General features: G+C 61.7%; 15 protein-coding genes and 1 tRNA gene. 9 read left to right on the forward strand and 7 right to left on the reverse strand.

Translation table 11 applies throughout. The annotated features are described in order from the left end of the window. Positions 1 to 82 precede the first annotated feature (82 nt). Positions 83 to 586 (reverse strand): flavin reductase family protein, encoded by a 504-nt coding sequence (locus tag KF821_07300; GenBank protein ID MBX3005617.1) that lies wholly within the window; start codon positions 584 to 586, stop codon positions 83 to 85. Between the two features lie 158 nt (positions 587 to 744). On the opposite strand from KF821_07300, the gene KF821_07305 reads away from it, so the two are divergent. Further along, the gene (locus tag KF821_07305) at positions 745 to 1,113 is read left to right on the forward strand and encodes a response regulator (protein MBX3005618.1); all 369 of its coding nucleotides are present in this window, start codon (positions 745 to 747) and stop codon (positions 1,111 to 1,113) included. A 3-nt stretch (positions 1,114 to 1,116) separates the two neighbouring features. Here the strand turns inward: KF821_07305 and KF821_07310 are convergent, their stop codons facing one another. From KF821_07310 to KF821_07330, 5 genes are all read right to left on the reverse strand, one after another. Further along, on the reverse strand, positions 1,117 to 1,722 hold the full coding sequence (locus KF821_07310) for a hypothetical protein (GenBank protein MBX3005619.1): 606 nt from the start codon (positions 1,720 to 1,722) through the stop codon (positions 1,117 to 1,119). 10 nt (positions 1,723 to 1,732) lie between these two features. Then, positions 1,733 to 3,754, reverse strand: a complete 2,022-nt coding sequence (locus tag KF821_07315; protein ID MBX3005620.1) for a glycosyltransferase family 39 protein — start codon at positions 3,752 to 3,754, stop codon at positions 1,733 to 1,735. A 9-nt stretch (positions 3,755 to 3,763) separates the two neighbouring features. After that, positions 3,764 to 4,735 carry a hypothetical protein gene (locus KF821_07320; protein MBX3005621.1) on the reverse strand — a complete coding sequence of 324 codons (972 nt, stop codon included), beginning with the start codon at positions 4,733 to 4,735 and terminating at the stop codon, positions 3,764 to 3,766. A gap of 76 nt (positions 4,736 to 4,811) precedes the next feature. Further along, positions 4,812 to 4,886 (reverse strand) — tRNA-Pro (locus KF821_07325). A 32-nt stretch (positions 4,887 to 4,918) separates the two neighbouring features. After that, the gene (locus KF821_07330; protein ID MBX3005622.1) at positions 4,919 to 6,124 is read right to left on the reverse strand and encodes a GAF domain-containing sensor histidine kinase; all 1,206 of its coding nucleotides are present in this window, start codon (positions 6,122 to 6,124) and stop codon (positions 4,919 to 4,921) included. A gap of 75 nt (positions 6,125 to 6,199) precedes the next feature. Here KF821_07330 and KF821_07335 point away from each other — a divergent pair, with 75 nt between their 5' ends. The 4 genes from KF821_07335 to ruvA are packed head-to-tail and all read left to right on the forward strand — an operon-like array spanning position 6,200 to position 9,292. Beyond that, positions 6,200 to 6,952 carry a YebC/PmpR family DNA-binding transcriptional regulator gene (locus KF821_07335; protein MBX3005623.1) on the forward strand — a complete coding sequence of 251 codons (753 nt, stop codon included), beginning with the start codon at positions 6,200 to 6,202 and terminating at the stop codon, positions 6,950 to 6,952. A gap of 5 nt (positions 6,953 to 6,957) precedes the next feature. Beyond that, on the forward strand, positions 6,958 to 7,458 hold the full coding sequence (gene ruvC / locus KF821_07340) for a crossover junction endodeoxyribonuclease RuvC (protein ID MBX3005624.1): 501 nt from the start codon (positions 6,958 to 6,960) through the stop codon (positions 7,456 to 7,458). Next, positions 7,455 to 8,714, forward strand: a complete 1,260-nt coding sequence (locus tag KF821_07345) for an MgtC/SapB family protein (GenBank protein MBX3005625.1) — start codon at positions 7,455 to 7,457, stop codon at positions 8,712 to 8,714. Before ruvC ends, KF821_07345 begins: the two co-directional genes overlap by 4 nt. After that, on the forward strand, positions 8,711 to 9,292 hold the full coding sequence (gene ruvA / locus KF821_07350; protein MBX3005626.1) for a Holliday junction branch migration protein RuvA: 582 nt from the start codon (positions 8,711 to 8,713) through the stop codon (positions 9,290 to 9,292). Before KF821_07345 ends, ruvA begins: the two co-directional genes overlap by 4 nt. Here ruvA and KF821_07355 read toward each other — a convergent pair. Then, on the reverse strand, positions 9,289 to 10,119 hold the full coding sequence (locus KF821_07355) for a hypothetical protein (GenBank protein ID MBX3005627.1): 831 nt from the start codon (positions 10,117 to 10,119) through the stop codon (positions 9,289 to 9,291). The two genes, ruvA and KF821_07355, sit on opposite strands and share 4 nt — an antisense overlap. 148 nt (positions 10,120 to 10,267) lie before the next feature. Between KF821_07355 and atpA the strand changes: the two genes are divergently transcribed. The 4 genes from atpA (at position 10,268) to atpC (ending at position 14,792) form a co-directional block, all read left to right on the forward strand. After that, positions 10,268 to 11,911 (forward strand): F0F1 ATP synthase subunit alpha, encoded by a 1,644-nt coding sequence (gene atpA, locus KF821_07360; GenBank protein MBX3005628.1) that lies wholly within the window; start codon positions 10,268 to 10,270, stop codon positions 11,909 to 11,911. 39 nt (positions 11,912 to 11,950) lie between these two features. Continuing rightward, positions 11,951 to 12,856, forward strand: a complete 906-nt coding sequence (atpG, locus tag KF821_07365) for an ATP synthase F1 subunit gamma (protein ID MBX3005629.1) — start codon at positions 11,951 to 11,953, stop codon at positions 12,854 to 12,856. 11 nt (positions 12,857 to 12,867) lie between these two features. Then, a complete protein-coding gene (atpD, locus tag KF821_07370) occupies positions 12,868 to 14,265 on the forward strand; it encodes a F0F1 ATP synthase subunit beta (GenBank protein ID MBX3005630.1) in 1,398 nt (465 codons plus the stop codon). A 74-nt stretch (positions 14,266 to 14,339) separates the two neighbouring features. Next, a complete protein-coding gene (gene atpC / locus KF821_07375) occupies positions 14,340 to 14,792 on the forward strand; it encodes an ATP synthase F1 subunit epsilon (protein MBX3005631.1) in 453 nt (150 codons plus the stop codon). The last annotated feature ends 56 nt before the right edge of the window (positions 14,793 to 14,848 follow it).

Below are 14,848 nucleotides of genomic sequence, written 5' to 3' on the forward strand. Positions count from 1 at the left end.
CGCCAAGGCGCACAGCTCCTTTGGGGCGTAAGGCGGGGCGCATAATACCATACGCGCCGATAAAGAGTCAACGGGTGGCCGGCTACCCGGCGTAACTCCAGCCTAAGCCCACCAGGCTTAGGCTGTCCTTGGCCTCGCCGAGCTTCAATACCTCGCCGCCAATCACTTTGGCGATGACGATGTTATGGTCGCCGCCCGTTTCGACGATCTGGGTGACTTCACCCTCCAGGTAGCCCGCTGCGCCGCTTACCACCGGGGCTGCGCTGAGCGGCGCAGCAAATACCTTGGCGTCGTTCATCTTATCCGGATTCTTGGCGCGGCTTTTGGTGAATGGCTTGATCAGTTCACTGTCCTCGGCCAGGAACAGGCTGATCGCCAGTTTGCGCGAGGCCGCCACCAGGCCGTAGCTATGGGCGCTGGTCTGCAAGCCAATGGCGAGCAGCTGCGGTTCGAAGGAGACTTGGGTGATCCAGTTGAAAACCATTACATTGCGATCGCCATTATGTTGGCTGCCCAGCGCATAAAAGCCATACGGCATGCGCCGCAGCAGGTTAGGGATCGGGTGAGAGGGTGTGGTTTCGGTCATGGCAGCGCTCCTATCGCTTGGGTTATGGATAACCTTTAGAGCGTTTGCTTCGTTGGTATCTTACCGACCTGAGACGGAACGCTTGCCGCGACAGGGGGTTATTACTGTACTGGGCGCAACGCCGCTGGCTTCGCCGAGCCGGCCCAGGAGGAGGAAAGATGAGCGCACCGTATGCGTTGGTCGTAGATGATGACCAGGCTGTCGCTGGCATCTTCCAGCGCGCCTTGCAAGACAGTGGCTACCGTGCCGAGGTGATGGATAACGGGCACAAGGCCCAGGCACAGTTGGTCTTCACCACACCCGATCTGGTTCTGTTGGATCTGCACATCCCCACCTTGTCTGGTGAGATCATCTTGCGCCAGTTGCGCGGCCATCTGCGCTTCGCCAACACCCGTGTGGTCATCACCACCGGCGATGCGCGTGCGCTGGGGCGCTTTGGCGGCCTGGCAGATGAAGTGCTGCTGAAACCAGTCGGCTACGAACAGATTTGCCAACTGGCGCGGCACTACTTATCGATCCTGGTCTAACCCTTAGGGGAGGTGCGGCAGTTCGCCGCAGGCGCTGCCATTAAGGTTGAGCGTCTGCGCGTCCACCCAGCCTCTACCGGCCAAGCCGGTGTTGCCCAACTGCAGATCGATTTCGGCCCAGCCCGCCTGGCTGATGCCCAGCACGGCGGCAAATTGGCCCGGCTCCAGCGTCGTCAGCACGCTGGCGGCTGCACTGGGCTCGCCGTGCACCAGCACCGCGTCCATCGGCATATCGTAGCAGTAGCCCGCCTCAGGCCCCCACAAGCTGGGCAGGCCGGCACAGTCCCCGCTCAGTTGCACATCCTCGTGCCAGAACCAACGCAGGCGGAACGGCCCCATGTTGGCCGCCTGGGCCACGCCGGGGTCAAAGCCCAGCCAGCCGTCTTCGGTGCGCGCACTGACCGGTTGGGCCAGGCCGCCATCCACGCTGGCAAACGGGTCCGCCGCCTGGCTGGGGCGGCTGTAGATCGTGGTCTTGGCGGTGGTGGTCGCCACGCAGGCGCCATCTCCATGAGGCAGCACGACATCGGTGGCGCTGGCCGCGGGGGCGGCCGCACACGCCGCCGCCAGGCTGGCGAATAGGGCTAATGTAGGCAGTACGCTCTTCATCGGGTTCAGTTTAGTGCAGCGGGATTAATAGGCTATGAAGAGTGTATTCGCCATCCGCGGCGTGGTTGTAGACGCGTACTGGCACCAGGCGGATAGCCACCACCCCTTCGCTTGCTACCGCCGCCGGCAGCGGTACCGTATGGCCGCGGCCCGGCTGCGCCGCCAGGTGCACGCGGCCAAGCTCGGTTTCATTCTCGCCCAGCAAGTAGAGATCAAAGGCATCCCCCGCGCTGGTGCTGAGTTCTAACGTGGAGGTGAAGATGCGTTCGGCAAAGCTCACTTGGGCGGCGGCACCCTGGCCAGCAAAGCTCAGTTGCACCTCGGCGGGTTGGCCGGGCTGCAGGGCCACGGTGGCGCTGGCCAGTTTGGGGAAGCGAAACGCAGTGAGATGCTCGGGGAGCCAATCGGTGAACGGGCGCGTATTCAACGCCCAGATGGCCTGCCAGCGCTCGGGCGTGAACAGTGGCCCGTGCGTGACGCGGCGGATGGCCTGGTAGTACGTGTCGAGCGCCGCATCCGGTAGCTGATTGATCTGGCCCGCCTCGATCTCCAGGTAGCCCTCAGGGATGCGGCGCATGAAGTGGCCGCTGCGCCAGTTGGGATTGTAGATCGGTGGCACGCGTGCCAGCAAACCATCGGTGAGCGCCAGGCCGTGGATGAAATACACCTGCGGGCCGGCGTAATAGCCCGTAAAGCCATTGGCGCCTTGTGGCAGGTAGGTCACGCCGTCTTGCGCTTCTGCGCTGGCGCGCAGTTCGCGGCCCAGCTCGATCCAGTCGTTCTCCGCTTCCAGGCGAAAGCCGGTGCCGCGCCACAACATACGCGCCAGGTAGGCCGCCTTGTTCAAAAGGGTGTGTTCGGGCTGGCTGTTGAAGGCGTGCAGCGCATCAATCCGCACCAGATTGGTCTGGGCGTAGATCATGCGCTCATCCACTACGCCTTGCCAGCGCGCGGTGGAGAAATCGCGTGCATACAGAAAATAGGGTGGCGATGCGGCCAGCAGGCTGAGCCCAAAGGCGGCGGCCAGCAACGCACCGCGCCCGCGCGGGCGCAAAGCCGGCAACAGGTACACCACCAGCAGCAGAGTGCTGGCCAGGTAGGCCGCCGAAAGGAAGCGCCCGCCCATGAAATCACCGCCGATTTGCAAAATATAGGCTAGATACAGCAAGATGCCGGCCGCCACCAGCCGCGGGCGGGCTTGCTGGCTCCATAGTGCCGTTGCCAACCCGGCCAGAATGACCGCCCAGGTCAGTGGGTCGAAGCGCAGGGTGAAATAGAAATAATTCAGCCCGGCCCACGCTTCCTGCGCCGCGCTTACATAATTAAGCGCCTTGGCGTAGTAGGTGTTCGGAAAGGGGAAGCCGTAGTACACGATGGAAAAGACTTCCCAGGCGATCAATGGCAGAAAGCCGAGCAGCAAGCTGCCCAGCGCCGCCAGTTTCTTCGGGTTGCGCCACCATAGATAAGCCAGCGCCGGCCCATAAAACAAGATCGTATCCAGCCGGTTTAGCGCAGCCAGTCCAGCCACCAAAGCCAGCGCCAGCAAATGGTCTTGCTGCTTAGGCTGGCGCAAAAAGAGCCACAAGAAAACAGCCAGGAGCAAATGCGTCAGCGGATTTTCCAATCCTGAGGTGGAGTAATCAACAAATGCGGTTGAGAGGCACAGCAGGCCCAGGCCCAGCAGGCCGTGCCAGGCCGTCTGGCCGATGCGCCGCAAGAGCAGCCAGGCCAGCCCCAGGGTACAGGCAAGGCTGATGGCAATACTGGTCAGATAGATCTCATGGGTGAAGGCGTAGGCACCACTGAGCAGCAAAACCCACAACGGGTGGGTAAATCCCTGCACGCGCTCGGTCACGTTCCAGGTCAGCCCGTAGCCATTGATGAAGTTGTCTACACTGCGGAAGGAGAAATAGGCATCATCCGTCATCCAGGCATGGCTGAGCACCAGCCAAACCACCAGCAGCAGCGCCAGCCCTTGGAAGATCACCGGCTGTTGCTTTAGCCGGTTCCAGAGATTGTTTATCGTTTGCATAAACTCCTGCTACATACGCTGCGCCTGGCGCACCTCGCGCAGCAAGGCCAGCCAACTGTCGTCATGGCCCGGTTGGCGTTGGCGCTGCCACCAGATTACGAAGGGAAAAACAAAGTATAGCCAGTGATAGGCATTCAGCCCGATCGGGATCAGCATCAACCAGGCGGCCAGCCAGCTCGCCAGCAGTTCGCGCCCGCGCAAGCCGCCGAGTGCTGGCAAAAGTACGATCCAATGATAGGGAAGTGAAAACGGATAGAGCAGCGAGCCAGCCGCCACCATCTGCAGCCAATCGGTGCGCTGGCTGAGCAGCAGCAGCACCAGCCCGGCCAGCGGCGGCAACCAACCGGTGACCGGCCAGCCAGCCGCCGAGAGATGCGTGCCGCGCACCGCCAAGGTGGCGATCAGTTGTGCTGGCCAGCCCGGCCACAGCAGCCAACTGAGCAGCCCGCAGCCCAACGCCGCCAGAAACCAGTGTTTGCTTGCCAATACGCTGAAGCCTACAAAGGTCGCCTTCATTAACACCAGCGGCGCCAACCAGGGCAGCCCAAGAATGCCCAGCACAGCCAGGCCATCGATCTGCCCGGCCCACAGCACGATCGCCACCTGCGGGGTCAATATCGCCAGCAGCGTGGCCGCTACGCGCGCCGGGTTCTTGGCCAGGGTGCCTTGGTGAAAGGTGTAGATTGCCACTGCGGCGATAGTGAGCCCATTCAGCAGCGCCAACCCGCTGCGCCACGGCAGGCTGGCCAGCGGGCGCAAAATAATCGAGGTCCAGGGTGGGTAATACACATCGGTGGCGCGGTTGGCGAAATACATCACCAGCCAATCATGCCCCAGCAGCGGCGCATCGCGCAGTGCCCAGCCAAGCGCCAAGCCGCCAGCCAGGGTCAGGGCCAGCAGGTCGAGGCGCAGGCGCGTGGTGTGTGCGGGGGGCCAAATTCGATCGAGCGCAGTATTCAGGCGGTGTAGCAGGCCAGGCATCTCGCCACAGAATAAACCCATTCTTGCTCTGCGGGCAAGCAAAAAGCCTCAGGCTCTGCCTGAGGCTTTTTCTCAGTCGGGGCGAAAGGATTTGAACCTTCGACCTCACCGTCCCGAACGGTGCGCGCTAGCCGGGCTGCGCCACGCCCCGAATGAGGTGCAGATTATATCGTGCTTTGTGGGCTAGCGCTCCTGCGGCAGGCGCAAGACAAAACGGCTGCCCTTGCCTTCCACGCTCTCCGCGCTCAACTGGCCGCCGTGCATCTCCACCAGGGTGCGCGCAATCGAGAGCCCCAGGCCCATGCCACCGTGGCGGCGAGTCATGTGATCCTCCACCTGGTAGAAGCGATCGAAGATGCGCGGCAAGTCTGCTGCCGGGATGCCAATTCCGCTATCGGCCACCGTCACGATCGCCTCACCGTCGGCGGCGCTCACCTCTACCTGCACGCGCCCCGCGCGGTTGGTGAAGCGCAGCGCATTTTTGAGCAGGTGATCAAGCGCCACGAACATTTTAGTGCTATCGGCGTTGACGAGGACCGCCTCTGCCGCGGCCAGCGTAAGCTGAATGCCTGCTTCGGCTGCATTGGTTTGGTGTGCCGTCACCAAGCGGCGGGCTTGGTCTGCCAGGTCATAGTGGTGCACGCGCAGCACGGAGGTGCCGTTTTGCGCCAGCTCGATCTTCGAAAGGTCTTCAACGATGTCTTTCAGGCGTAGGGCGGCCTTTTCGATCACCAGGCTTTGTTGCCGGGCCTCGCCTTCCTCCAGGATGCCGGCCAGGAAACTGGCGTGCCCGAGGATCAGGCCCAGCGGAATGCGCAACTCATGCGATGTGATCGCAATGAAGTCGTTGCGCATCTTGTCCAGCTCGGCCAGGGTGGTGTAGCCCTGGCGTGCTTGCTGCAGCATCTCGGCGTTTTCGATACTGATCGCCGCCTGGGCGGCCAAGGCCTCCATCGCCAGCACATCGGCGTGGTCGAATTCGCCACTGCGTTTGTCGGCCGCGCACAGCACGCCCAGTGCGCTGCCCTCCACCACGATGGGCACCGCCAGCAGGCTGCGCAGCCCCCATTGGGGTTGCGCAGCGGCCAGCACTGCCCAGCGGCTGCGGTAGGCCTGGCCGATCGGATTGTCATCCAGGTTCAGGCGCAGCGTTGCGCTTTGTTCGGCGCTCAGCCAGGGTGCTGCTTCAAAATACAAATCCTGCTGGCCGGGGTCGTAGCGCAGCACTGCGCCCTGGCTGCTATCGGTCAGCGTGGCGGCGAAGCGCACCAGTGCCTTGTACAACTCGTGGGGCTGCAAGGTGGCGCTCAGGCTGCGGCAAGCCTCCAGCACGGCTTGCAGGCGTGCTGTGGGTTGCGCGGCTGAGCTGTCGGGTGTATGGCTGGGCATCTGGCGAGTATACGCGCGCGCTGAGGAGTGCATGCAGTTAAAAAAGCCGTATAATTTTTTGCAGAGGTATTACTTATGTCCGGTCATAGTAAATGGTCCACGATTAAGCGCAAGAAAGCGGTTACCGATGCCAAGCGTGGCGCGGTGTTCACCCGTCTGGCGCGCGAAATTGCGATTGCCGCCCGCGAAGGTGGCGGCAACCCTGATACCAACTTCTCCTTACGCCTGGCGATCGATAAAGCGCGCGGCGAAAACATGCCCAGCGACAACATTGACCGTGCGATTAAACGTGGCACGGGTGAGGATAAAGACGGGGCTACGCTGGATCAGGTGACCTATGAAGGCTTTGGCCCGCATGGCGTTGCCGTGATTGTGGACGCAGTGACGGATAATCGCAATCGCACCGTGTCTGATCTGCGCCATCTCTTCAGCCGCAGCGGCGGCAACCTGGGCGAGAGTGGCTCGGTGAGCTGGCAGTTTGACCGCGTGGCCTTCTTCGCCTTTGAAGCCAATGGCAAGAGCGAAGAAGAGCTGTTTGAACTGGTGGTGGATGCGGGCGCCGAAGACCTCTGGTACGAAGATGGCCAGGTGGAAGTGACCGGCCCGGTGGACGCGTTCAAGCGCATTGGCGATGCCCTCAAGGATGCCAAGATCGCGGTGAAGGATGCCGGCCTGCGCATGCAAGCCAAGCAGGAGATCGAACTGGGCGCCAGCGAGAGCTTGCAGGTCATGCGCTTCATGGAATCTCTCGAGGAGCTGGATGATGTGCAAACCACCGCCAGCAACCTCAACATCAGCGACGAAGTTTTGGCCCAATTGGCTGACTAGCGCCTATGCTGGCCGTTGGGATTGACCCCGGAACAGCGATCACTGGCTATGGTTTTGTGCACCAGACGCCAGCCGGGGATTTGCAGTGCGTGGATTGGGGCGTCATCCTCACCCCGGCCAAGATGCCGTTGGGTGAGCGTTTGGCGCACATCCACGCCAGCCTGGCGGCCTTGTTGGCCGCCCACCGCCCGCAGAGTGCCGCGGTGGAATCGCTCTTTTTCCAGCGCAATGTGCGCACGGCGATGAGCGTGGGCCAGGCGCGCGGCGTGGTGTTGCTGGCCATGCAGCAAGCCGGCTTGGCCGTCAGTGACTACACCCCCAATCAAGTCAAGCAAGCCGTCAGTGGCTATGGGGCTGCGGATAAGCAACAAATGCAAAGTATGGTGAAAACCCTCCTCGGCCTGCGTGAATTACCCAAGCCGGATGACGCCGCCGATGCGCTGGCGGTGGCCATCTGCCATCTCACCACGCGCCGCAGCCTGGCGGCGCTGGAGCGTGCCCAATGAGCGAATGGGATCTGTTTTTGCGCTTCGGCGCGGCGCTGCTGATCGGCTTCTCGATCGGCTTGCAGCGCGAATTCTCGCACGGGCGGCGCGGCAAGAACATCCCAGCCGGCGAGCGCACCTTTGCGTTGTTCTCGTTGGCCGGCAGCCTGGCGGCGATGGCCTCCGATCGCTTCCAACAGCCTTTGATCTTCTTTGGCTTGTTGTTGGCGGTGGCGCTGATGCTGGTGGTGGGCTATTACTTCAAGGCCAGTGATCAGCATGTCGGTATGACCACCGAGACGGCTATCCTCATCACAGTAATGTTGGGTGGCCTGTGCTATTGGGATTATGTCGGCCTGGCCGTGGCGCTGGGTGTTGCTACCACGCTGATCCTGTCGCTCAAGTTGGAAACCGACCGCCTGGTTAAGTCACTCACCCGCGAAGATATTCAAGCGGCGTTGCAGTTCTTGGTGATCACCGCGGTGGTGTTGCCAGTGCTACCCAATGAAGCGCTCTTCCCCCCGCCGTTTGACGTGCTCAATCCCTTCAAGATCTGGCTGATGGTCGTATTGATCTCAGGCATCAGCTTTTTGGCCTATGTGCTCATCAAGGTACTGGGCGGTGAGCAGGGCCTGGGGCTATCTGGCTTGCTCGGCGGCCTGGTGTCCAGCACCGCCGTCACGCTCAGCTTCACGGCGCGTAGCAAGAAGCAAGCGCGCCTGGTGCGCATGCTGGGCTTCGGCATCCTGCTGGCCTGGTCGGTCATGTTTGCGCGCGTAATCGTGCAGATTGCCATCGTCAACGCCGCCCTGGTAGCCATCGTCTGGAAACCGCTCAGCCTCGCTGCGCTGGCGGGTTTGGCCTATGCCTTCTATTTATATGTTGCCAAGCGCAGCCCCGGCAAAAGCCAGGTGGAGTTTGATAATCCGTTTGATCTGAAGGCGGCGCTGCGTTTTGGCTTGCTGTATGGGTTTATCTTGCTGATCAACCGCGCTGCTCAGCTCTATCTGGGTGAAGTGGGCGTGCTGGTTTCCAGCTTCCTGGCGGGTTTCTCGGATTCGAATGCGATCACCCTCAGTCTGGCCGAGCTCAGCCATAGTGGTGGCCTCAGCCTGGATACGGCGGCCCACGGTATCGTCATCGCCACGATGACGAATACCTTGTTCAAGGGCGGCATCGTGCTCAGCGGCGCTTCGCTTGGCTTGCGCCGTGCCATCTGGCCCGGCATGCTGCTGGTGGTGCTGGTGGGCATTGGTTCGGCGTTCCTGCTCACATGATCGCTTCTCTCGCTGGCCGTATCACCCATGTGGGTGACAATCATCTTGTCATTGAGCTTGCCGGCTTGGGCTTTAAGGTACATGTGCCGCGCGGCGTGCTGGCCGAGGCGCAAACCGGCCAGACGCTCAGCTTGCATACCTACCTCGTGGTGCGCGAAAACGAACTCAGCCTGTATGGCTTTCCCACGCCTGAGGCGCGCGAGATGTTCACGTTGCTGATCGGGGTGGAGCGCGTTGGCCCCAAGTTGGGGCTGGCGATCCTATCGGCGTTGAGTGTGGCGAATTTGCGTGCCGCCGTGCTCGGCGGCCAGAGCGCCGTGCTGGGCAAAGTGCCGGGCGTGGGCAGCAAGACCGCCCAGAAGATCGTGCTGCACCTGGCGGATCGCATTCTGCCGTTGGCCGGCGAGGCCAACCTGCCGGCTGCCCAGCCGGCCGATGGCGACCTGTTGGATGCGCTGCTGGCGCTCGGCTACAGCGTCGTCGAGGCTCAGGCCGCCATCCAATCTTTGCCCGCCGATGGCGCCACTGATGTAGAGGAACGCCTGAAGCTGGCGCTGCGCTATTTCAAAAAAAGTTAGTCCTGCGTATCTGCGGGGCGGCCTACATCTCCACCGTGTACCAAAACCTGCTCCTCCAGTGCGGCGATGCGTGAGCGCATCTCGCGTTCCAGCGCTGCCAAGGTGTCGCGGCCCTCTTCTTGATCAGCCTTCAACTCGCTGCGCATCTGCATCGCCGGAGAGAGATCCAGCTCGCGGATGGTTTGCTCCATATCAAAGATCATGCCTTCCAGTTGGCGCAGCTCCACGCTGAGGCGCGCCAGCTCGGCGGCCGGGCTGGCACCCAGCTCGCCTTCCAGCCGGCGGCGCTGCTCCAGCGCCTCCAGCGCCCGCAGGTTCTTGGCACTGTAGGCCTGATTGACCTCGGCCATGATCTCTTCGTGCCACTTTTTCTGCTCTTCACTGTGCGCCAGGTCCGGGTGGTAGCGTTTGGCCAACCGGCGGAACAGATCGCGCACGCGCCGTTCGTAATTCACGTCATGTGAGCTGGGCGCGGCATGCTTTTTAAAGGGAATGTCCTCCGCTGGCGGCTGGCCGCCCTCGGCGGTGCTTCGTCGCCCGGCACCCGTTGGGGCGCTGTGGCCACGGGCGCCGCGCCAATCGTTGGCGGGGGGCGCCTGATCGGCGGTGAGAACATCTAGCTGGCGCTGCAAGCGCTGCAGTTCGGCTTCCAGGGGGCCGATGCGCTGGTTATAGCGGGCGGTAAACTCCAGCAGAGCACCGCGGGTATTGCCCAGCTCGACTTCGAGCAGCTCAATATACTCGTGGCGGCGCGCCACCTTGGCGCGCAGGCTGTCGAGTTCGGCCTGTAATGGGCTGGTGAGGCTGTTGGTCTTTGTCATCGGCAAAATTGAGGCCAATTATAACGAGCCTGCCGTGGCGGCCCAAGGGCGCTAATTACTTTGTGAAATACTGGACTAATACGGGCCTATCTGTTATCATCTACCCAAATGCCAACCGGCTAATCCCTTTCGCTACATGCGGAGACGTTAACCCATGACTGACATGATCAAAGACATTTCTTCCAGCCTGCAAAAGCAGATCGAGGCCTTCAAGCCTGAATTTGAGCTGCGCGACGTAGGTACGGTGACCGCCGCGGGCGATGGTATTGCCCGCGCCTCAGGCTTGGCGCAAGTTCAGGCCCAGGAGCTCGTCCAGTTTGAAAACGGCGTGATGGGCATTGCCTTCAACTTGGAGCGTGACAACGTCGGTATCATCGTCATGGGAGATTTCTCCGGCATCGAAGAGGGCATGACCGTGCGCTCCACCGGCCGTATCGCCTCGGTGCCCGTTGGCGATGCCTTGGTAGGCCGCGTGGTGAATGCGCTCGGCGAGCCGATCGACGGCAAAGGCCCCATCGCCTTCACCCAGTACCGCCCGATCGAGCGTATTGCCCCCGGCGTAATTCGCCGCAAAGACGTAGATACCCCGGTGCAGACCGGTATCAAGGGTATTGACGCCCTGACCCCGGTGGGCCGCGGCCAGCGTGAGCTGATCATCGGTGACCGCCAGACCGGCAAGACCGCCTTGGCGATCGATGCCATCATCAACCAAAAAGGCAAGAACCTGCTGTGCATCTATGTAGCCATCGGTCAGAAGAAGGCCGCCATCGCCCGCACGGTAGCCATCCTCGAAGAGCGCGGCGCCATGGAGCACACCGTGATCGTGGTGGCCTCGGCGGATGAGTCGGCCGCGTTGCAATACATTGCGCCTTACGCTGGCTGCGCCATCGGTGAAGAATTCATGGAGACCGGGCGCGATGCGCTCATCGTCTATGATGACCTTTCCAAGCATGCTTGGGCCTACCGTCAGGTATCCCTGCTGCTGCGCCGCCCCCCTGGCCGTGAAGCTTACCCGGGTGACCTGTTTTACCTGCACTCCCGCTTACTGGAACGTGCCGCCCGCCTGGCGGATGGCTATGTGATCGTCCCCAACAGCTTCAGTGGTGACGTGGCCGAAGAAAAAGATGGCCAAGCCTTCTCTGGCCCGCTGGCCAAGCACAACGCCGAGGAAGCCCTCAAGGGCGCCAAGGACAGCAAGATCGTGCGCCTCAAGAACTCCGGTGGCTCGCTGACTGCGCTGCCGATCATTGAAACCCTGCTGGGTGACGTGTCTGCCTACGTGCCCACCAACGTAATTTCCATTACGGACGGCCAGATTTACTTGGAAGCCAACCTCTTCTATGCAGGCATCCGCCCGGCGATCAACGCCGGTCTGTCGGTGTCGCGCGTGGGTGGTGACGCCCAGACCAAGGCTATGAAGCAGGTGGCCGGTGGTCTGCGTTTGGACATGGCCTCCTTCCGCGAGCTGGCCGCCTTCGCCCAGTTTGGTTCCGGTCTGGACAAGGCCACCCAGGCTCAGCTGAGCCGCGGCCAGCGTCTGCAAGAGATCCTCAAGCAGCCGCAGTACGCCCCGGTAGCCCTGGAGCACGAAGTGGCGGTGATCTACGCCGGCACCAGCGGCCTGGCCGACAACATTGAGATCGAGCGCGTCAACGAATGGGAAGCGTCCCTAGTGCGCTTCCTGGATGCTTCGCACGGAGACCTGCTCAAGGAAATTCGTGAGAAGAAGGCCCTCAGCGACGAGCTCAAGGCTCGCCTCAAGAGCGCCATCGAAACCTTCAACAGCACGTGGAGCTAGCTAACAGTCAACTGTCTTCTGTAGACTGTCAACTATACAATGGCTAATACACGCGAAATTCGCTTACGCATCAAGAGCATCAAGAACATCTCGCAGGTGACCCGCGCCCTGCAGGCCGTTTCGGCCAGCCGCGTGCGTAAAGCCATGGAGATGGTGCAAGCTACGCGGCCGTATTCCACCAAGGCCTGGCAGGTGCTTACGCATATCGCCAAGCAGCCGGGCCGCAGCAATCTGCACCCGCTGCTGCTGGAGCGCCCCGAAGTCAAGAGCGCGCTGGTGGTCATGGTCAGTGGTGATCGCGGCCTGGCTGGCCCGTACAACACCAACGTGCTGCGCCACACGCTCAGTCATTTCCAAAATTACCCGGTGCCGGTGCGCTTCATCCCCGTCGGCCGCAAGGGTGCTGAGCTACTGTTCCGCCGTGGCCTGAATGTGATGGCCCAGTTCACCGATATGCCCGCCGAGCCCAAGTTCTCGGATGTTTCGGCGATTGGCCGCATCCTTGTGGACGAATTTCTGGCGGGCACAGCCGATGAAGTCTTCCTGGTCTATACCGACTTCGTCAACATGATCCGCCAGGCGCCCGTGATCAAGAAGCTGCTGCCCTTGGAGTTTGAAGATAGCGAGGGTTTGGTGCAGGCGGAGATGGGCAAGAGTGTGGCCCAGGATGGCCCCACGGCTTCCTACATCTATGAGCCGGGCCAGTACGAAATTTTAGAAGAGATCGTGCCGCGCTTTACCGCGCTGCAGGTTTATCAGGCCCTTTTGGAATCCTTTGCCAGCGAGCACGCCGCCCGCATGGTGGCGATGAAGAACGCCACGGATAACGCCAGCGAGCTGGGCAAGGGCCTTACCCTCGAATATAACAAGGTGCGCCAGCAGGGCATTACCAACGAAATGTTGGATATTGCCGGCGGCGCGGAAGCGCTGGCCCAGGCCAGCTAGCGGAGGAACGGATGGCAGATGTGAACGGACGCGTAGTCCAAATTCTGGGTGGTGTGGTGGATGTCGAATTTAGCGACGCCAGCATGCCTGAAGTCTATGATGCGATCGAAATTCAGCGCCCGGGCCAGGCTCCGGTGGTGGTGGAAGTGCAAACCCACCTCGGTGGCGGTCAGGTGCGCGGCGTAGCGCTTGACACGACCGATGGTCTGCAGCGCGGCATGGAAGTCGTCAACACCGGCGCGCCCATCACCGTGCCCGTTGGCCCGGCCACCCTCGGCCGCATGTTTGATGTGCTCGGTACCGCCATCGATGGCCTCGGCCCGGTGAACAGCGAGACCAGCTATGCCATCCACCGTGATGCGCCGGCCTTTGAAGAGCAATCCACCAGCGTCGAAGTCTTTGAGACCGGCGTCAAGGTCATCGATCTCATCGCCCCCTTCACCAAGGGCGGTAAGACCGGCATCTTCGGTGGTGCCGGCGTAGGCAAGACCGTGATCATTCAGGAGCTGATTCGCTCCATCGCCACTGAGCACGAGGGCAACTCCGTGTTCGCCGGCGTGGGTGAGCGCACCCGTGAGGGTACGCAGATGTACCGCGAAATGACCGAGTCGGGTGTGCTCAAGGACACCGTGCTGGTCTATGGCCAGATGAACGAGCCCGCTGGCAGCCGCCTGCGCGTCGCCCTTACCGCCCTCACCATGGCCGAGTACTTCCGTGACCAGGGCCGCGATGTGCTGTTGTTCATCGACAACATCTTCCGTTTCTCGATGTCCGGCTCCGAAGTATCTGCCCTCCTCGGCCGTATGCCTTCAGCCGTGGGTTACCAGCCCACCCTGGCCACCGAAATGGGCCAGTTGCAGGAGCGCATCACCTCCACTCGTACCGGTTCGATCACCTCGATGCAGGCCGTTTACGTGCCCGCCGACGACTACTCCGACCCCGCGCCGGTAGCTACCTTCACCCACTTGGACGCCACCATCTCTCTGGAGCGTGCCATTGCGGATAAGGGTATCTATCCCGCCGTGGATCCTCTGGCTTCCACCTCGCGCATTCTTGACCCCAACATTGTGGGCGAGGAGCACTACCGCACCGCTCGTGAAGTGCAGCGTGTGTTGCAGCGCTACAAAGACCTGCAAGACATCATCGCCATTCTGGGTATCGACGAGCTGAGCGAAGATGACAAGCTGATCGTCTCGCGTGCCCGCAAGGTGGAGCGCTTCTTCAGCCAGCCCTTCTTCGTGGCCGAGCAGTTCACCGGCACCCCGGGCCAGTACGTCTCCCTGGCCGACACGGTGCGCGGCTTCCGCGAGATCCTTGACGGCAAGCACGATGACCTGCCCGAGCAGGCCTTTATGATGGTCGGCAGCATTGAACAAGCTGTGGAGAAGGCCAAGAAACTGGCCGAGTAAGAAATCACAATCTCTGCTCTCCAGTCTCGCCAACACGAGGCTGGAGAGCTAGAGATTAGAGATTGAGAGAGTACATGACCATCCGTTGTGAAATTGTTTCTCAGGACCGCAGCGTCTTCGAAGGCGATGCCGACATTGTCACCATTCCCGGCCATGATGGCGAGATGGGTGTGCTGCCTAATCACGCCCCGTTGCTCTCCACCATCCGCCCTGGCGTGATCAAGGTCAAGCAGGGCTCTGAGGAACAACTCTTCACCGTCACTGGCGGTTTGGCCGAAATTCAACCCGAGATCATCACCATCCTGGCCGATGCCGCCGAAAACGTCGAAGAAATTGACGTCGTGCGCGCCGAGCGTGCCAAGCGTGAGGCCGAGCAGCGCCTGGCCGAAGGCCTGCCGCGTGGCACCGAGGCCTACCTGGCCGCTGAGGCCGCCCTGGCGCGTTCCTCACTGCGCCTGGATGTGGCCCGCCGTTTTGGCCGCGCCAACCGCCACACGCGTTTCCCAACTCAAAGCGCCGGCGAGTAGAATAGCCGCCTGATGGCTATTCTGCATACGTATCCTTCTGGGGCCTTGCGTCCTAT

It is taken from the genome of Anaerolineales bacterium (genome assembly GCA_019637755.1).
GTDB lineage: Bacteria > Chloroflexota > Anaerolineae > Anaerolineales > UBA11579 > JAMCZK01.